Origin of the sequence: Pseudoxanthomonas beigongshangi, from assembly GCF_016820515.1 — a bacterium.
GTDB lineage: Bacteria > Pseudomonadota > Gammaproteobacteria > Xanthomonadales > Xanthomonadaceae > Pseudoxanthomonas_A > Pseudoxanthomonas_A beigongshangi.
In genome coordinates, this window is the sequence record NZ_JADHDV010000010.1 from 130,892 (window position 1) to 150,486 (window position 19,595).

Annotated in this window: 17 protein-coding genes and 3 tRNA genes; 17 read left to right on the forward strand and 3 right to left on the reverse strand. The window is 65.1% G+C overall.

From position 1 onward, the window contains the following. Positions 1 to 9 precede the first annotated feature (9 nt). The 3 genes from IQ458_RS09755 (at position 10) to IQ458_RS09765 (ending at position 4,195) form a co-directional block, all read left to right on the forward strand. Positions 10 to 3,366 carry a pilus assembly protein gene (locus IQ458_RS09755; protein WP_235996727.1) on the forward strand — a complete coding sequence of 1,119 codons (3,357 nt, stop codon included), beginning with the start codon at positions 10 to 12 and terminating at the stop codon, positions 3,364 to 3,366. A gap of 26 nt (positions 3,367 to 3,392) precedes the next feature. Then, positions 3,393 to 3,788: a type IV pilin protein gene (locus tag IQ458_RS09760; RefSeq protein ID WP_203322658.1), complete on the forward strand. Its 396-nt coding sequence runs from the start codon at positions 3,393 to 3,395 to the stop codon at positions 3,786 to 3,788. Positions 3,789 to 3,943: 155 nt separating this feature from the next. Continuing rightward, the gene (locus IQ458_RS09765) at positions 3,944 to 4,195 is read left to right on the forward strand and encodes a DUF1272 domain-containing protein (protein WP_203322659.1); all 252 of its coding nucleotides are present in this window, start codon (positions 3,944 to 3,946) and stop codon (positions 4,193 to 4,195) included. A gap of 82 nt (positions 4,196 to 4,277) precedes the next feature. On the opposite strand, the gene IQ458_RS09770 is transcribed toward IQ458_RS09765, so the two are convergent. Next, positions 4,278 to 4,354: transfer RNA gene (locus IQ458_RS09770), tRNA-Asn, on the reverse strand. Between the two features lie 60 nt (positions 4,355 to 4,414). Next, positions 4,415 to 4,984, reverse strand: coding sequence for a GspH/FimT family pseudopilin (locus tag IQ458_RS09775; protein ID WP_203322673.1), 570 nt, complete (start codon positions 4,982 to 4,984; stop codon positions 4,415 to 4,417). 152 nt (positions 4,985 to 5,136) lie between these two features. On the opposite strand from IQ458_RS09775, the gene uvrB reads away from it, so the two are divergent. From uvrB to infC, 4 genes are all read left to right on the forward strand, one after another. Continuing rightward, on the forward strand, positions 5,137 to 7,152 hold the full coding sequence (gene uvrB, locus IQ458_RS09780; RefSeq protein ID WP_203322660.1) for an excinuclease ABC subunit UvrB: 2,016 nt from the start codon (positions 5,137 to 5,139) through the stop codon (positions 7,150 to 7,152). Positions 7,153 to 7,312: 160 nt separating this feature from the next. Next, positions 7,313 to 7,387, forward strand: a tRNA-Val gene (locus IQ458_RS09785). A 276-nt stretch (positions 7,388 to 7,663) separates the two neighbouring features. Continuing rightward, positions 7,664 to 9,562 carry a threonine--tRNA ligase gene (gene thrS, locus IQ458_RS09790; protein WP_192197479.1) on the forward strand — a complete coding sequence of 633 codons (1,899 nt, stop codon included), beginning with the start codon at positions 7,664 to 7,666 and terminating at the stop codon, positions 9,560 to 9,562. Between the two features lie 26 nt (positions 9,563 to 9,588). Further along, entirely contained in the window at positions 9,589 to 10,137 is a 549-nt protein-coding gene (infC, locus tag IQ458_RS09795) for a translation initiation factor IF-3 (RefSeq protein WP_183643448.1), read from the forward strand. Between the two features lie 125 nt (positions 10,138 to 10,262). Here infC and lepB read toward each other — a convergent pair whose 3' ends face one another. Continuing rightward, positions 10,263 to 10,886, reverse strand: coding sequence for a signal peptidase I (gene lepB, locus IQ458_RS09800; protein ID WP_235996728.1), 624 nt, complete (start codon positions 10,884 to 10,886; stop codon positions 10,263 to 10,265). Positions 10,887 to 11,174: 288 nt separating this feature from the next. On the opposite strand from lepB, the gene rpmI reads away from it, so the two are divergent. From rpmI to IQ458_RS09850, 10 genes are all read left to right on the forward strand, one after another. After that, on the forward strand, positions 11,175 to 11,372 hold the full coding sequence (gene rpmI, locus IQ458_RS09805; protein WP_141453658.1) for a 50S ribosomal protein L35: 198 nt from the start codon (positions 11,175 to 11,177) through the stop codon (positions 11,370 to 11,372). A 10-nt stretch (positions 11,373 to 11,382) separates the two neighbouring features. Further along, positions 11,383 to 11,742 (forward strand): 50S ribosomal protein L20, encoded by a 360-nt coding sequence (gene rplT, locus IQ458_RS09810; RefSeq protein WP_183643442.1) that lies wholly within the window; start codon positions 11,383 to 11,385, stop codon positions 11,740 to 11,742. A gap of 141 nt (positions 11,743 to 11,883) precedes the next feature. After that, positions 11,884 to 12,894: a phenylalanine--tRNA ligase subunit alpha gene (gene pheS, locus IQ458_RS09815; protein WP_192197480.1), complete on the forward strand. Its 1,011-nt coding sequence runs from the start codon at positions 11,884 to 11,886 to the stop codon at positions 12,892 to 12,894. Positions 12,895 to 13,006: 112 nt separating this feature from the next. Continuing rightward, entirely contained in the window at positions 13,007 to 15,400 is a 2,394-nt protein-coding gene (gene pheT, locus IQ458_RS09820) for a phenylalanine--tRNA ligase subunit beta (RefSeq protein WP_203322661.1), read from the forward strand. A 52-nt stretch (positions 15,401 to 15,452) separates the two neighbouring features. Beyond that, positions 15,453 to 15,752 (forward strand): integration host factor subunit alpha, encoded by a 300-nt coding sequence (locus IQ458_RS09825; RefSeq protein ID WP_097121753.1) that lies wholly within the window; start codon positions 15,453 to 15,455, stop codon positions 15,750 to 15,752. After that, positions 15,733 to 16,089 (forward strand): MerR family transcriptional regulator, encoded by a 357-nt coding sequence (locus IQ458_RS09830; RefSeq protein ID WP_079723142.1) that lies wholly within the window; start codon positions 15,733 to 15,735, stop codon positions 16,087 to 16,089. The genes IQ458_RS09825 and IQ458_RS09830 overlap by 20 nt, the downstream gene beginning before the upstream one ends. An 85-nt stretch (positions 16,090 to 16,174) precedes the next feature. Continuing rightward, positions 16,175 to 16,251: transfer RNA gene (locus tag IQ458_RS09835), tRNA-Pro, on the forward strand. Positions 16,252 to 16,353: 102 nt separating this feature from the next. Further along, positions 16,354 to 16,824: a cupin domain-containing protein gene (locus IQ458_RS09840; protein ID WP_141453654.1), complete on the forward strand. Its 471-nt coding sequence runs from the start codon at positions 16,354 to 16,356 to the stop codon at positions 16,822 to 16,824. Between the two features lie 77 nt (positions 16,825 to 16,901). Beyond that, on the forward strand, positions 16,902 to 17,933 hold the full coding sequence (locus IQ458_RS09845; RefSeq protein WP_183643434.1) for a TraB/GumN family protein: 1,032 nt from the start codon (positions 16,902 to 16,904) through the stop codon (positions 17,931 to 17,933). Positions 17,934 to 18,025: 92 nt separating this feature from the next. Beyond that, positions 18,026 to 19,546, forward strand: a complete 1,521-nt coding sequence (locus IQ458_RS09850) for a hypothetical protein (protein WP_203322662.1) — start codon at positions 18,026 to 18,028, stop codon at positions 19,544 to 19,546. The last annotated feature ends 49 nt before the right edge of the window (positions 19,547 to 19,595 follow it).

Below are 19,595 nucleotides of genomic sequence, written 5' to 3' on the forward strand. Positions count from 1 at the left end.
GACATTCCTATGAACATCCCCAACAACAAACCGCGTGGAAACAGGAAGGGGAGCCATGGTGGCCGCCTGTTGCCGATGCTGCTGGCCTGCGCGGCCACGCTTGTTTCGCTGCCAGGCGGGGCGATCACGGTTCCGGACGTGCCTTTGCAGTCCGGCCGGCCGTACCCTCCGCCGAACATGATGTTCATCCTGGACGACTCCGGTTCGATGAATTTCATCGCCATGCCGCATGACGTGGCGGACCCCTGGGACCCGCAGCGCGACGATTACGGTGTGCGGATAGGGCTGCGCGACAACCTTGCCGACAAGTCCTATATCAACAACAGCATCTACTACAACCCTGCGGTGACGTACCACGCGTGGATGGGCGCCAATCGGTCCCGCTACACCGGCGGCACCACCTACGGTTCGGCCTACTGGAATCCCAGCGCGCTGACCGATGCCATCGACCTGGGGGAGCAGGTACAGACCTTCTTCGTGCCGAAGAATCCCGCTACGGCGACAACGGCCACCGGTCTCGGCGACTACTACCGTTTCCAGATCCTGACGGACGGGCGCATCATCCGCAGCGCCGTGGGTAGTAGCAACGATGCGAACGGCGTGGCGGATTCGGGTTGCGGCAACAACCGGAATGGCGGCTACGACAGCACCAACCGCGTTTATTGGCGAGCCTGCATGGTTACGACCCCGACCACGGGGCGTGATGCGGCCGCCGAGAAGATCAATTATGCGACCTGGTATTCCTATCACCGCACCCGCATGAAGGTCGCCAAGGCCGGTGCCAGCGAGGCATTCGCGCAGCTTGAAAGCAACATCCGCGTGGGCCTGGATACGCTCAACCGCAACATCAGCGGCCTGCCGTATTACATTCCCGTGGATTCCAGTGGCGGCCGGTTCGAAGGCGTCAACAAGACAACCTGGTTCACCTACCTGCAAACGGCGACGGGCGGTGGCAATACGCCATTGCGGCGCGCATTGCACCGGGCCGGACAGTATTTTTCGGGCCTGGCCACGGGGGCGCCCGATCCGATGGGACCGGTGGTCGAAGGTTCCATGCTGAGCTGCCGCCAGAATTTCACCATCCTGACCACCGACGGTTACTGGAACAGCGATTCGGGCTTCGATGCCGTCGGTGATGCGGATGGCACGGCGGGCCCTACCGTTACCGGTCCCAACGACAAGAGCTATACCTACGCGGTCGCCTCGCCCTACCGGGACAATTTCGCGACCTCGCCCGGCAGCCGGGGCAACACCCTGGCCGATATCGCCATGTACTACTGGAAGCGCGACCTGCGCGACCTGGAAAACGATGTCCCCGATTCGGACGACGATCCGGCGTTCTGGCAGCACATGGTCACCTTCGGCGTCTCCATCGGACAGAAGGGCACCCTGAATCCCACCCAGGCCACCCTGGATGCAATCACCAACGGCAGCACGCGCTGGCCGGACCCCATCAGCAACAGCGGCGCACAGCGCATCGACGATCTCTGGCACGCGGCGGTCAACGGGCGTGGCGATTTCATCGTGGCCAACAATACCCAGAACTTCGTCCAGGGCCTGCAGGATGCCATCAACACCATGGCCAAGCGCCAGGGATCGGCATCCAACGTGACCGCCAACAGTACCTCGTTCGTCTCGGACACGCGCGTCTACCAGGCCAAGTACATGTCGGGCAGCTGGACCGGCGAGTTGTCCGCCTATGACGCCACCGCGGCGGGCGTGGCGCGAAACCCGGCCTGGGAGGCCTCGCGGCAGTTCCCGGTGTGGAGTTCCCGCAGCATCTTCACCTGGACCGGGACCCAGGGGGCGACCTTCCCGACCAGCGGTCAGGTCACCCTGCTCAACCAGAGTTCGCGCCTGGTCGCTCCGGTCAATGGCACGGACAATGCCAACTACATCAAGGGCGACGCGTCGCGCGAGCGCAAGAACACCAATGGCACCCTGCGCAACCGGGATGTGTTGCTGGGCGACATCGTCAACTCGTCGCCGATGTACGTGAAGGACAGCGAGACGATCTTCGTGGGCGCCAACGACGGCATGCTGCACGCATTCTCGGCCATCAGCGTGGGTAGCGGCAACAACGCGATTCCGGGAGGACGGGAGCTGTTCGCCTACGTTCCGGCCGGGGTGAACTTCACCGACCTGGCTTCGCTGAGCAACCCGAACTACCAGCACAAGTACTTCGTGGATGGCCCGATCGTGGTATCCACCCGCGCGCAGACCGGCGGCCGCAACTACCTGGTTGGCGCGCTCGGGCGCGGCGGCAAGGGCCTGTTCGGGCTGGACGTCACCGACCCCGCGCGCTTCCGCGCCACCGACGTGAAGTGGGAACTCACCAGCGGTACCCATATGGGCAACGTCCTGGGCGAGCCGCTCATCGTCACGCTGAATGACGCCAACCACACCAAGGCCATCGTGGTCGGCAACGGCATCAACAGCACCAGCGGCAATGCGGTCCTGTTCGTGATCAACATCGCTACCGGCGCCGTTATCCAGACCATCGATACCGGCGTGAGCGGCGACAACGGCATGGCCGCGCCGCGTGGCTGGGACGAAAATGGCGACGGCACGGTCGACTACATTTATGCCGGCGACATGCGCGGCAATCTGTGGAAATTCGACTTCACCGGTGCGACCGCTTCGATCGCCTTCAGCGGCCAACCGATGTTCACCACCGCTTCCGGCCAGCCGATCACGACGGGTCTCGCGCTTGCTCGCGAGCCGCAGTCGGGACGGCGCTGGGTATTCGTCGGCACCGGCAGCTTCATCAGCGAAGACGACGTGGACAACACGACGACCCAGTCCGTGTACGCGCTCATCGACAGTTCGAGCGAGCCGATTGGGCGTGACGACCTGATCAGCCGGGACATCGTGGTGACCGGCACGATGAATGGCTCCGTGGTGCGCGGCTTCGAAACCCATGGTGGCCTGGTGGACACCGCGAAGGGCTGGTACCTCAACCTGGGCACGCCCACCGCGGGCGAGCGCGTGGTGAGTCGACCCGCGATCCTGGGCAAGGTGCTGATCTTCAGCAGCATCATCCCGCCACAGGATGACAACCCCTGCGCCGCCGGCGGTTCCGGCTTCCTGAACGCGATCGATGCGTTCACCGGTACCAGCACCAGCAAGACGTTCTTCGATGCCAACAATGACGGTACCGTCAACAGCTCCGATCAGATCGCGAATGGCAATACACGCTTGCCGGTGGGATCGTTCGATCCGGGCGTCGGCATGCCGACACTGCCGACGGTGATCGACAAGTTGATGGTGGTGGGCGGCTCGAAGGGCACGCTGAACGATACCGCGATCGATCCCGACATGGGCGCACCCAGACGGGTCTCGTGGCGCGAGATTGTCCGTGACTAGCCAAGTTCGAACCTGAGGAAACCGGAATGAAGCAACGAGGATTCTCCCTGCTCGAACTGCTGATCGTGCTGGCTATCACCGCCATCCTGGCGACGATTGCCTACGCCAGTTATCGGGATCAAGTCATCAAGTCACGGCGAGCGGCAGGCGCCGCCTGCCTGCAGGAACGGGCCCAGTACCTGGAGCGTTACTACACCACCAACATGAGTTATGTGGATGGTGAAGACGCCTTGGGGCAATGCGATGCGGAAGTGCAGCCGTTCTACACGATTAGCGAGGTAGCCGCGTTCGACGCCACGAGCTATGCCATCCAAGCGCAGCCCACGGAAGATCAGCCGGATACCAAATGCGGCACGCTCACACTGAACTCCAGAGGAGAGAAGGGCGAGAGTGGAACCGGGACGGTGGCGGATTGCTGGTGACACGCGCCGCGGGCCGCTGGCCCGCCGTCGCGTCAAGGAGATGAAGCACGGGCACGGCGTGGTCGCCGCGCTTTGCCGACAGGAGTTGACATGCGACCATCCATCCGTGCGCGGCGGGATACGATTTCCCGGAGCGCCCGACCTCGGTACGAGCCATGCTTGAACTGCGCCCTTTTTGCGAATGCTGCGGAAAAGCGCTGCCGCCGGAATCGCCGGAAGCGGTCATCTGCACCTTCGAATGCACATTCTGCATGGAGTGCGCCCGCGAGGTGTTGAACGGGATATGCCCCAATTGCGGCGGCAACTTCAGCGCGCGTCCCATACGCCCGGCGCATCTGCTGGACAGGTATCCGCCGTCGGAAATACGCGTTGTCAAGGCAGGTGGTTGCCGGTCACGGCCGGAATAGGGCGGCGACTCCGCGGATGCGCCGCATTGCGGCATATGCCGGCCCAACAAAAAGCCCCGCATCGCTGCGAGGCTTTCGAATCTGGCGCCCGAAGTTGGACTCGAACCAACGACCCCCTGATTAACAGTCAAGTGCTCTAACCGGCTGAGCTATTCGGGCGGGGTCCGCTATTGTAATCAGGCCCGCGGGAGCGGGGCAAGTCTCCGGGGCCTGGCGGGCTCAGGGCGGGCAGGTCTCGCCACCGCCGTTGCGGCGGCTGCGCGCGCGGCCCGCGTTGTTGACGATGACTTCCGTCATCAGGCGTTCCTGCAGGCAGATCCGGACGGTCAGGTTGCTGCCCGTGCTCATGCCGTTCGGCAGGTAGCGCAGCTGCGGCCGCCCGGAAGAGGAGCGGATCCTGAAAGCGTCCGGAAGCGACACAGCCTCGTGACGCAGCAGGTCTTCCGGCAGGTTGGGCTGGCGGTCGCCATCCGGGTCGAAGAACATCAGCCAGCCGTGGCTCCAGTCGCCGTCCTGGCGGCAGCCACTGTCGGGACCATTCGAAGGACAGACGGCGGTGATCCTGCGGTGACTGATGGCGGTCAGGCGGGCGCTGGCGAAGTGCGACAGCAGCAGGTTGCGCGTGGCGTCGGCGCGCCATTGCTGGGTCATCTGCAGGTACGAGGGCAGGCCCAGGCCAAGGAGCAGGCAGGCGATGGCCATGGTGGCCGCCAGTTCCAGCAGGGTCACCCCTCGCTGCGAACGGCCCGTGTCGGTTGGGAAGGTGATATCGGCGCGCGTCCGGCGCATGGGGTCTCCTGACATCCGTGCAAGGGTTGTTCAGGTTTGTCCAGGCGCGGATCGCGTGCCATCGGACGGCGCCGTGAGGCCGGGTAGGAAATCTACCCGGCGTCGGTCATCGTCGGATGGCTATACTCAGCGATCGCTTTCGGGACGCCCCCATGACCGACCGCTTCCAACTCGTTTCGCCTTACTCTCCGGCCGGCGATCAACCGCAGGCCATCCGGAAACTCGTGGAGAATTTCGAATCCGGCCTCGCCAAGCAGACCCTGCTGGGCGTGACCGGTTCCGGCAAGACCTACACCGTCGCCAACGTGGTCCAGGCGGTACAGAAACCGACCCTGGTGATGGCGCCGAACAAGACCCTGGCGGCGCAGTTGTATGGCGAGTTCAAGTCGTTCTTCCCGCACAACGCGGTGGAATACTTCGTCAGCTACTACGACTACTACCAGCCCGAAGCCTACGTGCCGTCGTCGGATACCTTCATCGAGAAGGACAGTTCGATCAACGAGCACATCGAACAGATGCGGCTGTCGGCGACCAAGGCGTTGCTGTCCCGTCCCGACGCGCTGGTGGTGGCCACGGTCTCGGCGATCTACGGCCTCGGCGCGCCCGAGGACTACCTGTCGCTGCGCCTGATCCTGTCGCTGGGCGAGCACATGGACCAGCGCCAGCTGATCAAGCACCTGACAGAGCTGCAATACACCCGCAACGAGTACGAACTGCAGCGCGGCACCTTCCGGGTGCGGGGCGAGGTCATCGACGTGCATCCGGCCGAAAGCGACAGCGAGGCGCTGCGCATCGAATTGTTCGACGGCGACGTGGAGAACCTGACCCTGTTCGATCCGCTGACCGGCGAAACCCTGCGCAAGCTGCAACGCTACACGGTCTATCCGAAGACCCACTACGCGACCACCCGCGACCGCGTGCTGACCGCCATCGACACCATCAAGATCGAGCTGAAGGAGCGGTTGGAGCTGCTGTACGCGCAGAACAAGCTGGTCGAGGCCCAGCGCCTGGCCCAGCGCACCCAGTTCGACCTGGAGATGATGGCCGAGGTCGGCTACTGCTCGGGCATCGAAAACTACTCCCGCCACCTGACCGGCAAGGCGCCCGGCGAGCCGCCGCCGACCCTGTTCGACTACCTGCCGGCGGATGCACTGCTGGTCATCGACGAGTCGCACGTGACCATTCCCCAGATCGGCGCCATGTACAAGGGCGATCGCTCGCGCAAGGAGACCCTGGTCGAGTTCGGTTTCCGCCTGCCGTCGGCACTGGACAACCGGCCGCTGCGGTTCGAGGAGTGGGAAGAGCGCTCGCCGCGCAGCATCTACGTGTCGGCCACCCCGGGGCCCTACGAGCTGCGCGAGTCCAACGGCGAAATCGTCGAACTGGTGGTGCGCCCGACCGGCCTGGTCGACCCCGAGGTGGAAATCCGCCCGGTCGGCACCCAGGTCGACGACCTGCTGTCGGAAATCAACCTGCGGGTGTCCTGGGGCGATCGCGTGCTGGTCACCACCCTGACCAAGCGGATGGCCGAGAACCTGACCGAGTATCTCGGCGAGCACGGCGTGAAGGTGCGCTACCTGCACTCGGACGTGGACACGGTGGAGCGGGTGGAAATCATCCGCGACCTGCGCCTGGGCAAGTTCGACGTGCTGGTCGGCATCAACCTGCTGCGCGAAGGCCTGGACATGCCGGAAGTGTCGCTGGTGGCGATCCTGGATGCCGACAAGGAGGGCTTCCTGCGTTCGACCGGTTCGCTGATCCAGACCATCGGCCGCGCGGCCCGCAACCTGCGCGGCAAGGCCATCCTGTATGCCGACAAGATGACCCGCTCCATGCAGGCGGCGATCGACGAGACCAGTCGCCGCCGGGAAAAGCAGCTGGAATACAACGTCGAGCACGGCATCACCCCCAAATCGGTGGCCAAGCCCATCGTCGACATCCTGGAGGGCGCCCGCACCGAAGTCGCCGAGGCCAGATCGGGACGCGGCAAGCGCAGGGTGGCGGAGGAAAGGAGCGAGTACGCCGTCCTGGATCCCGCCCAGGCGGTGGCCCGGATCAAGACGCTGGAGCAGCAGATGTACCAGCACGCCCGTGATCTGGAGTTCGAGGATGCCGCCCGCCTGCGCGACGAGATCCGCAAGCTCAAGGAGGCCAGCCTGGCCGGGTGAGCGGGGTTTTGTGCCCGCGAGCCGCGCACTGCCGCCGGCCTGCCCCCGTCGCCACCGGGCCGCGCCGAAGCGGGGCGGGCGTTTCGCGCGCCCCGTGAAGACATGGTTGTCGGCGCACCGGTTTCCGGGCTAGAATTCGCGCCCCTGCAAAGGGCAGACCGGGCGGTTAGCTCAGCGGTAGAGCACTACCTTGACATGGTAGGGGTCACAGGTTCGAACCCTGTACCGCCCACCACGCTTCCAGAGCGTGGGTTCGAAGTCCTCCTTTGTACGCCATTCCGATATCACGAGGTGGCCCGCGGAAACGCTGGCCGAGCGTGCGACATGAGCACTACCACCGCCTGAATCCGGTACTGCCCGAGGCACTGCATCCCGTAGGCGCCCTCGTGGCGCTTTTTTGTTGGCCGCGAAGCGGCCACGGGATTCGGGAATCGAGATTGGGGATTCGCTGTATCAGTTCCCGCTCGCTTCTGCGAATCCCGATTCCCCATTCCCGAATCCCGGCCTTCCAATGATCACGATCACGCTTCCCGACGGCAGCAGCCGCCAGTTCGAACAACCCGTTTCCGTCATGCAGGTGGCCCAGTCCATCGGCGCGGGCCTGGCCAAGGCCACCCTGGCCGGCGCGGTCGACGGCCGCCTGGTCGATGCCAGCGACGTCATCGATCACGATGCCAGCCTGCGCATCATCACGCCCAAGGACGAGGAGGGCCTGGAAATCATCCGCCACTCCTGCGCGCACCTGGTCGGCCACGCGGTCAAGCAGCTGTATCCGGAAGTGAAGATGGTCATCGGCCCGGTCATCGCCGAGGGTTTCTACTACGACATCTACAGCGAGCGCCCGTTCACGCCGGAGGACATGGCCGCGATCGAGCAGCGCATGCAGGAGCTGATCGCGCAGGACTACGACGTCATCAAGAAGATGACGCCGCGCGAGGACGTCATCCAGGTCTTCAAGTCCCGCGGCGAGGACTACAAGCTGCGCCTGATCGACGACATGCCGGAAGAGAAGGCGATGGGCCTGTACTACCATCAGGAGTACGTGGACATGTGCCGCGGCCCGCACGTGCCCAACACGCGCTTCCTGAAGGCGTTCAAGCTCACCCGCATCTCCGGCGCCTACTGGCGCGGCGACGCCAAGAACGAGCAGCTGCAGCGCATCTACGGCACGGCCTGGGCCGACAAGAAGCAGCTCGACGCCTACATCACCCGGATGGAGGAAGCCGAGAAGCGCGATCACCGCCGCATCGGCAAGCAGCAGAACCTGTTCCACCTGCAGGAAGAGGCGCCCGGCCTGGTGTTCTGGCACCCGAAGGGCTGGGCCATCTGGCAGGTGGTCGAGCAGTACATGCGCAAGGTCTACCGCGACAGCGGCTACGGCGAAGTGCGCTGCCCGCAGATCCTGGACGTGTCGCTGTGGCAGAAGTCCGGCCACTGGGACAACTACCAGGAAAACATGTTCTTCACCGAGTCGGAGAAGCGCACGTACGCGGTCAAGCCGATGAACTGCCCGGGCCATGTCCAGGTGTTCAACCAGGGCCTGCACAGCTACCGCGACCTGCCGATCCGCTATGGCGAGTTCGGCTCCTGCCACCGCAACGAGCCATCTGGCGCCCTGCACGGCATCCTGCGCGTGCGCGGCTTCACCCAGGACGATGGCCACGTCTTCTGCACGGAAGAGCAGATCGAGTCCGAAGTGACCGCCTTCCACCAGCAGGCGCTGGCGGTCTACCGGCATTTCGGCTTCGACGAGATCCAGATCAAGATCGCCCTGCGGCCGGAGAAGCGCCTGGGCGACGACGCCACCTGGGACAAGGCCGAGGACGCCTTGCGGGCGGCCCTGCGCAATTGCGGGGTGGAGTGGAAGGAACTGCCCGGCGAGGGCGCCTTCTATGGCCCCAAGATCGAGTACCACCTGAAGGACGCCATCGGACGGACCTGGCAGCTGGGCACGATGCAGGTGGATTTCATGATGCCGGGCCGGCTGGGCGCCGAGTACGTGGACGAGAACAGCCAGCGCCGCCATCCGGTCATGCTGCACCGCGCCATCGTGGGGTCCATGGAGCGCTTCATCGGCATCCTGATCGAGCACCATGCCGGGGCCTTCCCGGCCTGGCTGGCCCCCCAGCAGGCCGTCGTAATGAACATTACCGACGCCCAGGCCGATTATGTGGACGAGGTCCGGAAAACCCTTGCAAATCAAGGCTTCCGGGTGACGGCCGATTTGCGGAACGAAAAAATCGGCTTTAAGATCCGCGAGCACACGCTGCAGCGGGTACCGTACCTGCTCGTGGTCGGCGACCGCGAGAAGGAAAATGGCGCCGTTGCCGTTCGCACGCGTTCAGGTGAGGATTTGGGCACAATGTCCGTGGCCGACTTCGCCGAGCGCCTGCGCAGCGAGGGCGCGTAAAGGGTCCGGCCCCGGTTGGGGCCGGCATGATTCTCTCTGGAGACCGCAACATCAGCACCCCTGACAACAAGCAAAACCGCAAGAACCACGAAATCCGCGTGCCGCGCGTGCGCGTGATCGGTTCCGATGGCGAAATGATCGGCGTGCTCACGCGCGACGAGGCATTGTCGATGGCCGAGGACGAAGGCCTGGATCTGGTCGAGATCCAGCCCAACGCCGAACCGCCGGTCTGCAAGATCATGGACTTCGGCAAGTTCAAGTTCGAGCAGCAGAAGAAGGCGAACGAGGCCAAGAAGAAGCAGAAGCAGGTCGAGATCAAGGAACTCAAGTTCCGGCCGGTCACCGACGAAGGCGACTACCAGATCAAGATGCGCAACATCCGCCGCTTCCTGGAAGAAGGCGACAAGGTCAAGGTCAACATCCGCTTCCGTGGCCGTGAGATGAGCCATCAGGAACTGGGTCGCGAAATGGCCGCACGCATCGAGGCCGAACTGGGCGACGAGATCGTCATCGAATCGCGTCCGCGCCTGGAAGGCCGGCAGATGGTGATGATGATCGCTCCCAAGAAGAAGTGACCTTCCGCGCCATGGGCGCGAAGGCCATGTCGTTGTTTCCTTCTCCCCTCCGGGAAGAAGGGGAAAAGAGCGCCGCGAGGCGCTCTTCTCGTTTTCGTGACGGGAGTGCGGCGGAGGCGCGTTGCTTACAGCCGCTGCCAGCCGAATCCGTCATCGCGGCGGTAATACACCGCCACCGCGCGGCCATAGACCTTGTCGGCGTCGACGAAGCCGAAGAAGCGGCCATCGAGACTGTTGCCGCGGTGATCGCCAAGTACCAGCAGCTTGCCAGCCGGCACCACCATGCCGTGGATGTCGGGGCCGCCGCCAAGATCGAGATCGAGGCGGGCGGCGCGGGTGCCGAAATCCTCGCGGGGCATGGCGCCGTCGAGCCGCAGCGGGCGGCCGTTGATGCTCAGATGGCCGTCCCGCAGGTCCACGCGGTCGCCGGCCACCGCCGCCACGCGCTTGATCAGGCGCGTGCCGTCCGCCGGGGAGTCGAACACGGCCACGTCGCCGCGCTGCGGGGTACCCGCGGCCAGCAGGGCGTGCGAGGTGAACGGCAGGCGCAGGCCATAGGCGCGCATGTCCACCACCACCCGGTCGCCCGGTTGCAGGGTCGGCTGCATCGACCCGCTGGGTACGCGGTAGTGGTTGGCCAGGGTGTCGCGGGCGGCAAGGAGCAGGCCGAGCATGGCCAGCACGGGCAGGGCTTCCTTCTTCAGCCAGGCCAGGGCGCGCGGCCCCGGCGTTCGGGATACGGTCTGCAAGCGTGCCGCTCCATGGGACGAGGCCGGCTTGGACCGGTCGCCGGGCGGCGAGTTCCTGTACGCCGGGGCGGGGCCGAAGGCGCGGCCGAACCCGCTGATTTGCAAGGGAAACCAAGTCCCGGCATAATGTGCGGCCCGGTTCTCCGGGATTGGCTGCTCGCAGCCCAGGACCCGCTGTTTATTCCATTTGGAATCAATGGCTTACAAGCCGACTGGGGCATGGATGGAAAGCGTGGCACGAAGTGCCGCCGCCCAGGTCAGTGACATAAACCCATCAAGGACATCGCAATGCCCAAGATCAAGACCCACCGGGCGGCGGCCAAGCGTTTCCGCAAGACCGCCTCCGGCAAGTACAAGGCTGGCCACGCCAACCGCAGCCACATCCTCACCAAGAAAGCGACCAAGCGTAAGCGCGGCCTGCGTGCGACGAACATTGTTCGCGCCGAGGACAGCAGCCGTCTGGACCGCATGCTTCCCTACCTCTGAGGACTGAACCATGGCACGAGTTAAGCGTGGCGTGACGGCGCGTCGCCGGCACAAGAAAGTTCTCCACCTGGCCAAGGGCTACTACAACGCCCGTCGCAAGGTTTTCCGCGTCGCCAAGCAGGCGGTCATCAAGGCGCAGCAGTACGCCTACATCGGCCGCAAGCAGAAGAAGCGCAACTTCCGTTCGCTGTGGATCACCCGCATCAACGCGGCGGCCCGCATCAACGGCCTGAGCTACAGCCGCTTCATGAACGGCCTGCAGAAGGCTGGCATCACCCTGGACCGCAAGGTGCTGGCGGATATCGCCGTGCACGATGCGACGGGTTTTGCGGCCCTGGCTGAAAAGGCGAAGGGCGCACTCGCAGCCTAAGCTGCGATCTCCACCGTAAACGCAGTACCGGCAGTTCACCGCCGAACACGTGGGGAAGGGCGCGAGTCCTTCCCCATTGTTTTTTGTGGCCCCGGATTCGATTCCGGGCCACGGACAAGCCGAACCTCATCTGGATGATCCATGAGCGACATCGAATCCCTGTCCACCCAGGCGCTGGCCGACATCGCCGCCGCGCAGACACCGGACGCGCTGGAACACCTGCGTGTCGCGCTGCTGGGCAAGAGCGGCAGCGTCACCGCGCAACTGAAGCAACTGGGCACCCTGCCGGCCGAACAGCGCAAGAGTGCCGGTGAAGCCATCAACCGCGTCCGCGACGCCATCGGCGATGCCCTGGCGGCCCGCAGGACGGTACTGGAAGACGCGGTACTGGATGCGCGCCTGTCCAGCGAAACCATCGACGTCAGCCTGCCGGGCCGCAACGGTTTCCGCGGTGGCCTGCATCCGATCAGCCGGACGCTGGAACGCATCGCCGAGATCTTCGGGCGGCTGGGCTATGAGCTGGCCGACGGTCCGGAGATCGAGGACGACTGGCACAACTTCGAGGCGCTCAACTTCCCGCCGCACCACCCGGCGCGCGCCATGCACGACACCTTCTATTTCGGTGACGGTCGCCTGTTGCGCACCCATACCTCGGGCGTGCAGGTCCGCTACATGGACAACCTGCTGAAAGCAGGCCACCAGCCGCCGCTGCGCATGATCGCCGCCGGCAAGGTCTACCGCAGCGACAGCGACCAGACCCACTCGCCGATGTTCCATCAGGTGGAAGGCCTGCTGGTGGACGAGCATTCGACCTTCGCCGATCTGAAGGGGACCCTGGCCGAGTTCGTGCGTGCATTCTTCGAGCGCGATTTCCAGATGCGCTTCCGTCCGAGCTACTTCCCGTTCGTGGAACCGGGCGCGGAGGTCGACATCGCCTGGCAGCAGCCCGACGGCAGTGTCCGCTGGCTGGAAGTGCTGGGCTGCGGCATGGTGCATCCGAACGTGCTGCGCAACTGCGGCATCGATCCCGAGCGCTATACCGGCTTTGCCTTCGGCATGGGCGTGGAGCGTTTCGCGATGCTGCGATACGGCGTCAACGACCTGCGCGCGTTCTTCGACAATGACGTCAGGTTCCTGCGGCAGTTTGCGTAGGGTGGGCCTTGGCCCACCGGTGTGGAAGCGATGATGCGGCGATGCTTCGGCACACGTCGACGACAATGGACAGATGGCAACGGTGGGCCAAGGCCCACCCTACGGTGACACGATGAAATTCAGCGAAAACTGGCTGCGCAGCCATGTTCCCACCCAGGCCACCCGCGACGAACTGTCGGCGGTGCTGACCGCGATCGGACTGGAGGTCGAGGAAGTGACGGCGCTGGGCGACGGCCTGGCCGGCGTCGTGGTGGCTCGCATCGTCGAATGCGCGCGGCATCCGGAGGCGGATCGCCTGCAGATCTGCCAGGTGGACGCCGGGCAGGGCGCGCTCCTGCAGATCGTGTGCGGTGCGCCGAATGCGCGCCCGGGACTGGTCGCTCCGCTGGCCATGATCGGCGCCAACCTCGGCGGCATCGCCATCAAGGCCGCCAAACTGCGTGGCGTCGAATCCAACGGCATGCTCTGCTCGGCCAAGGAACTGGGTATCGACGCCGATGCTTCCGGCCTGCTGGAACTGCCGGATGACGCGCCCGTCGGTACGCCCATCGGCGATTATCTGGGCCTGCCGGACGCCAGCATCGAAATCAAGTTGACGCCCAATCGCGCGGATTGCTTCAGCGTTCGCGGCATCGCTTACGACGTGGCCGCCGCGGTCGGCAGCCAGGTCAAGCCGCTGGATGCCGATCCCGTTCCCGCCCGGGACGATGCGGCGCGGGTGGTCGAACTTGAAGCCGGCGAGCGGGTGCCGCGTTTCGCTGGCCGGGTGATATCCGGTGTCGACGCCACCGCGCCCACGCCGGTCTGGATGGCCGAGCGCCTGCGCCGTGCCGGTGTGCGTCCGATCAGCCTGCTGGTGGATGTCACCCAGTACGTGATGCTGGAGCTGGGCCAGCCCATGCACGCCTTCGATCAGGATCTGCTGGACGGCACGGTCGTCGTGCGGCCGGCGCGTGCGGGAGAACAGATCAAGTTGCTCGATGGCCGCACCGTGACGGTGGACGAAGAGTTCCTGGTCGTTTCCGACAGCCAGGGCGGCAAGGCCGCGCGGGCCGTGGCGCTTGGCGGCATCATGGGTGGATACGACACCCGCGTCACCGATGCCACCCGCAACGTGTTCCTGGAGGCGGCGCACTGGATTCCGTCCGCCATCATCGGCCGCAGCCGCCGACTGGGCATGCACACCGACGCTGGCCACCGTTTCGAGCGGGGCGTCGATCCGGAACTGCCGCGCATCGCCGTGGAATACGCGACCCGGCTGATCCTGGCCGTCGCCGGCGGCGTGCCAGGGCCGGTGACCGAGACCGTGCTGCCGGAACACCTGTCGGCGCCGAAGGCCATCGGCCTGCGCCGCGCGCGCGTCGCGCGCGTGCTGGGCATCGAAATCGCCGATGTCGAGATCGAACGCATCCTGCAGGCGCTGGGCATGCAGGTCTCGCGCGATGGCGAAGGCTGGCGGGTGGTACCGCCGAGCCGTCGCTTCGATATCGCGATCGAGGAGGACCTGATCGAGGAACTGGCGCGCATCCATGGCTACGAGCGCATCCCGACCACGCTGCCCGGCGGCGCCACGCGCGTAGCCGTGCAGACCGAAACCCGGGTCGAACCGTCGACCGTGCGCCGCCAGCTGGCCGCGCGCGAATATCTGGAAACGATCAACTATGCCTTCGTCGATGCATCGTGGTTGGCGCATTGGCAGGTTTCCGACGGGGCGGTGCCGCTGGCCAATCCCCTCAGCGCCGAACTGGGCGTGATGCGGACGCAGTTGCTGCCGGGCCTGGTGGCCGCCCTCGGCCGCAACGTGGCGCGCCAGGCCGGGCGCGTGCGCCTGTTCGAGCTGGGCAACGTCTTCAGCGTCTCCGGCGAAGGCAAGGCGCCGTTGGAAACCCTGCGCATCGCCGCCGCGGCCTGCGGCGACGCACGCGCCGAACAGTGGGGCGAAAAGCCCGCGCGCAAGGTCGACTTCCACGACCTCAAGGGTGATCTGGAAAGTCTGGCGGCCACGGCTGGCGCGGTGCTGGAATATCGGCCGTCCACCCGGCCGTTCGGTCACCCGGGACGCTCGGCGGACATCTACCGCGACGGGCGGCCCGTGGGCTGGATCGGCCAGTTGCATCCGCGCCTGCAGCGACAGCTGGACCTGGATGCGGACGTGGTGGCCTTCGAAGTGGATCTCGCGCCGCTGGCTGAACGCGCGGTCGCGCGCGCATCGGAGCTGTCCAGGTTCCCGTCCGTCCGCCGGGATCTCGCGTTCGTCGTCGCGGATCAGGTGCCCTGGGATGCCCTGCGCCAGACCGCGCGAGAGGCCGCGGGCCCGCTGTTGCGGGACGTCCAGCTGTTCGACCGCTATGTCGGGCAGGGCGTCGAATCAGGTCAAAAGAGTCTCGCTATGGGCTTGATTTTGCAGGACAACTCACGCACTCTGACCGACCGCGACGTGGAAACCGTGGTCGCAGGCATCGTGGCCGCCATCGAGGCGGCCCATGGAGCGAAGATCCGCGGATGAACGGCGTGAAGGCAATGGCAGGACTGGGAATAGAAATAGGGGACAGGCAGAAATGGCGCTGACCAAGGCCGAGATGGCCGAACGGCTGTTCGACGAAGTGGGTCTCAACAAGCGCGAGGCCAAGGAGTTCGTGGACGCCTATTTCGACGTGCTGCGCGATGCGCTGGAGCAGGGGCGGCAGGTCAAGTTGTCCGGTTTCGGCAACTTCGACCTGCGCCGCAAGAACCAGCGGCCGGGCCGCAACCCCAAGACCGGGGAAGAGATTCCCATTTCGGCGCGGACCGTGGTGACGTTCCGGCCGGGGCAGAAACTCAAGGAGCGTGTGGAAGCCTATGCTGGATCCGGGCAGTAATCGCGAGCTACCGCCGATTCCGGCGAAGCGCTACTTCACCATCGGTGAGGTCAGTGAACTGTGCGACGTCAAACCGCACGTGCTGCGCTACTGGGAAACGGAATTCCCCAGTCTCGAACCCGCCAAGCGCCGAGGCAACCGTCGCTACTACCAGCGCCACGACGTGCTGATGGTGCGCCAGATCCGCAGCCTGCTGTACGAACAGGGCTATACCATCGGCGGCGCGCGCCTGCGGCTGGAAGGCGAAGGCGCCAAGCAGGAATCGGCGCTCAGCAACCAGATCGTCCGCCAGGTGCGGATGGAGCTGGAAGAAATCCTGCAGCTGCTTCGCCGCTGAGCCCTTCCGCGGACGCGCCTAGGAAAGCCGGGCGCGTTGCCGCTATAATCAGCGGCCGCCCGCAAGGCGGACGTTTTCCAGGATTCGGGGTATAGCGCAGCCTGGTAGCGCACCAGTCTGGGGGACTGGTGGTCGTCGGTTCGAATCCGGCTACCCCGACCAACTCGCAAGAGACGAAAAAGCCCGCCGAGCGCGGGCTTTTTCGTGCCGGCCTGTTGCGGGCCACCTTGCGGGGAACCCCATGCTCATGTTTAGTATTCCTTCATGCACCCGCGCGCCGAAGAGTTGATCCAGTCGCTGGACCTGGCTCCCCACCCGGAGGGCGGGTACTACCGTCGCATCTTCGAATCGACCAAGCGCACCGAGGTCAATGGCATCGAGCGGCCGACGCTCACCGCCATCAAGTACCTGCTGGTCGCCGGCGTCACCAGCCGCTGGCACCGGGTGGACGCCACCGAGATCTGGGACTGGTCCGAAGGCAGCCCGCTGGAGCTGTCGATGTTCGATCCGGAAAACCGCACCCTCAGCCGTGCCCAGCTCGACACGTCCGCGCGCGGCGGACAGCAGGTCCAGGTGGTGAAGGCCGGCATCTGGCAGAGCGCGCGCAGCCTGGGCGACTACAGCCTGATGGATTGCTCGGTGTCGCCGGGCTTCGTCTGGAAGGGTTTCCAGCTGCTGGAGCACGACAGCGAAACCGCACGGCACCTGCGCGAGGCCGGCGGCAAGGTCGCCTGAGTCACGGGAACCGGCGGTTGGTCGCGTGGTCTGAATCGCCGCCCGGCGCACCTGGCGCCTTTCCGTGAGTGCAGGGAATGCGATTGTCGATTTGCACAGGCTTGATTCTGGTTTCCTGCTGGTCGTGGGGTGCCTTGGCCCAGCAACCGCAAAGGCCGGTCATCAAGGATACCGAAACCCCGGCCGCGGGGCCGGTCATCGACATGGACACCGTCGTGGTCAGCGGCGCGCAGCCGGGCCCGGGCCTGTGGCGGGTCAGCCGTGACGGACACGTGCTGTACATCCTGGGTACGCAATCCCCGTTGCCCAAGCAGATGATCTGGCAGTCGCGCGATGTGGAACAGGTCATTGCCTCGTCGCAGGAAGCCATCAAGCCACCACGGGTCAAGGTGGATGCCGACATCGGCATCATTCGCGGTGCACTGCTCATTCCTTCCATGCTCAAGGCCCGGCGCAATCCCGACGATCGGACCTTGCGGGATGTATTGCCCCCGGACCTCCACGCGCGCTGGTTGATCCAGAAGGCGCGCTACCTGGGGCGGGACAAGGGCGTGGAGAAATGGCGCCCGATCTTTGCGGCACGGGAGCTCTACGAAGCCGCGCTCAAGCGGGCGGGACTGGCCGAGTCCGGCATCGTCAGTCCGGTGGTGGACAAGGCCATCAAGCGACACGGCCTGAAAGTCACCACGCCATTGCTCAGCTTCAAGGTCGAACAGCCCAGGCAGGCATTGAAGGAGTTTGCGGGTACCCAACTGGACGACAGCGCCTGCTTCAGGGCGACCCTGGATCGCGTGGAAAACGATCTGCCCTTGATGACTGCCCGCGCCAATGCCTGGGCGGTCGGTGACATTCCCGCGCTTCGCGCCTTGCCCTATGGCGATCAGAACCGCACTTGCGCGCAGGTTCTGACCGAAACCGAGTTCGCCCGCAAGCGCGGCGTCGCCAATGTCGCCGCTGCACTGCAGGACCAATGGCTGGAGGCTGCGGAAAATGCGCTGCGGACCAACGCTTCCACTTTCGCGACCTTGCCGATCGCCGAGTTGCTCAGAAGCGATGGGCCACTGGCGAAGTTGCGGGCGCAGGGATACCAGGTCGAGGCACCGGAATAGCCATCGAAATGGCCACCCGGTGCTTCGGCACTGGCTACCCGCATCTGGTTCCCGTTTAATGGACGTCCGTCCACGGTCCTGGGGATGACCGCATGCGCCTTGCCGGAATGGCACTCACCACGATCCTGTGCCTGTCGATGACGGGTGCCGTCGGTGCTTGGGAAAGCACGCGAAAGGCTTCGCCGGCCCAACACACGGTCAATGATCCCTATCAACAACGCATCCAGGACGTTGCAGGGCGGTTCCAGCTTTCAGAATCCCGCCGCCTGAACCGGGAACTCAAGCCCATTCTTGCCGACAGGCGTTTTGACGCGTTGCCCGACGCGCAGCGCCACGGCCTGCTGATCATGGCCGCGGCCGCTGCCGCGTTCGAGGACGAAGGCGAGCGCTCGCGCTCATTGTTCCTGCGCAGCATCCAGATCAAGCCCACCGGCTATGCGTGGTACATGCTGTCGATGCTGGAAATCGAGGATGGACAGAATGATCAGGCAGCGCTCTATCTGAGCCGGGCATTGGTGGAAAGTCCCGGCGAACTGGCCGATTTCCCCGAGGAAATAGTGCCCGAGATCCTTCGTGCCTCGACGGCGGGATCCGATGCGAAGTTCGGACTATTGCAGGCTCTTTACGAGGCTGGCTGGGATCAGCGCGGGTTGGGGGCCAGTGATACCTGGTTCAAGCTGGCCGAGGAATACCTGCGGCGCGGAGAACCAACGCAGGCACGTGGGCCGATTGAACGCATCGATGGCGCGATGGCGCTGATCAAGCTGCGCATCGACCGCCGCTTCGATGGCGTGATGTCGGAACTGGAAGGTCTGCCGTCTCCGGAGCAGGCCGCGCAACGGCGCGTTGAACGGCTCCGGCGCCTGGCAACCGAACAGCCTCGCCGGCTGGAGCCGCTCAGCGAGTTGATGGGGGCGTTGCTGGTCGTCGGCCAATGGGACGAAGTGGTCCGTCTCAGCGGTGAGGTCAAGGCGCGCCTGAAGGAGGCGCCCGTCGATGCGCCGCCATTCGACGATGTCGACCAGTACCTGTGGGTGCAGAACCGACGCAGTACCGCGTTGCGCGCGCTCGGACGCTGGGACGAGGCCGTCGCCGAATTGGCCGAGGCCGCGCGTACGCCGGACCGCGGGCAGACCAACGTCAACCAGGTTCTCAACCTGGGGGGACTGTACTGCTCGCTGGGCAGGCCGGATGACGCGCTTGCCGCGATTGCCCCGGTGGGGGAGATGAGTGGCTACGGAAAGATGGTGCAGGCGTCCGTGCAACTGTGTGCCGCGACGCTCAAGCGGGACACGCGTGGAATCGAGCGGACACTCGGCTATCTGCGCAAGCATCGCGCGGACGGAGAAGACCTCCTGCTGGACGGCCTCGTGAGCACGGGGCGGCTGGACGAGGCGGCTGTCGAACTCATCGCGCAGCTGGAGGCGCTCGATACCCGCGCCGAAACCCTGCTGTCGATACAGGAACTGAAAGAGCATGACCCCATGCCTGGTGACGTCGAGTCCCATGCGCAGTGGAAAGCGCTGGTTGCGCGAGCCGATGTACAGGCCGTGGTTGCCCGGCTTGGCCGTATCGAGCACTACCCGCTTTATTGGGGGTGGGATGACCACTAATCCGGGAAGCCCGGCAAGCATGCGTTATCAGGGGTAACCACGACCCGGT

Coding starts and splice junctions, on each gene's coding strand:
- IQ458_RS09755 (WP_235996727.1), top strand. CDS start 10: ATGAACATCCCCAACAACAAACCGCGTGGAAACAGGAAGGGGAGCCAT.
- IQ458_RS09760 (WP_203322658.1), top strand. CDS start 3,393: ATGAAGCAACGAGGATTCTCCCTGCTCGAACTGCTGATCGTGCTGGCT.
- IQ458_RS09765 (WP_203322659.1), top strand. CDS start 3,944: ATGCTTGAACTGCGCCCTTTTTGCGAATGCTGCGGAAAAGCGCTGCCG.
- IQ458_RS09775 (WP_203322673.1), bottom strand. CDS start 4,984: ATGCGCCGGACGCGCGCCGATATCACCTTCCCAACCGACACGGGCCGT.
- uvrB (WP_203322660.1), top strand. CDS start 5,137: ATGACCGACCGCTTCCAACTCGTTTCGCCTTACTCTCCGGCCGGCGAT.
- thrS (WP_192197479.1), top strand. CDS start 7,664: ATGATCACGATCACGCTTCCCGACGGCAGCAGCCGCCAGTTCGAACAA.
- infC (WP_183643448.1), top strand. CDS start 9,589: ATGATTCTCTCTGGAGACCGCAACATCAGCACCCCTGACAACAAGCAA.
- rpmI (WP_141453658.1), top strand. CDS start 11,175: ATGCCCAAGATCAAGACCCACCGGGCGGCGGCCAAGCGTTTCCGCAAG.
- rplT (WP_183643442.1), top strand. CDS start 11,383: ATGGCACGAGTTAAGCGTGGCGTGACGGCGCGTCGCCGGCACAAGAAA.
- pheS (WP_192197480.1), top strand. CDS start 11,884: ATGAGCGACATCGAATCCCTGTCCACCCAGGCGCTGGCCGACATCGCC.
- pheT (WP_203322661.1), top strand. CDS start 13,007: ATGAAATTCAGCGAAAACTGGCTGCGCAGCCATGTTCCCACCCAGGCC.
- IQ458_RS09825 (WP_097121753.1), top strand. CDS start 15,453: ATGGCGCTGACCAAGGCCGAGATGGCCGAACGGCTGTTCGACGAAGTG.
- IQ458_RS09830 (WP_079723142.1), top strand. CDS start 15,733: ATGCTGGATCCGGGCAGTAATCGCGAGCTACCGCCGATTCCGGCGAAG.
- IQ458_RS09840 (WP_141453654.1), top strand. CDS start 16,354: ATGCACCCGCGCGCCGAAGAGTTGATCCAGTCGCTGGACCTGGCTCCC.
- IQ458_RS09845 (WP_183643434.1), top strand. CDS start 16,902: ATGCGATTGTCGATTTGCACAGGCTTGATTCTGGTTTCCTGCTGGTCG.
- IQ458_RS09850 (WP_203322662.1), top strand. CDS start 18,026: ATGCGCCTTGCCGGAATGGCACTCACCACGATCCTGTGCCTGTCGATG.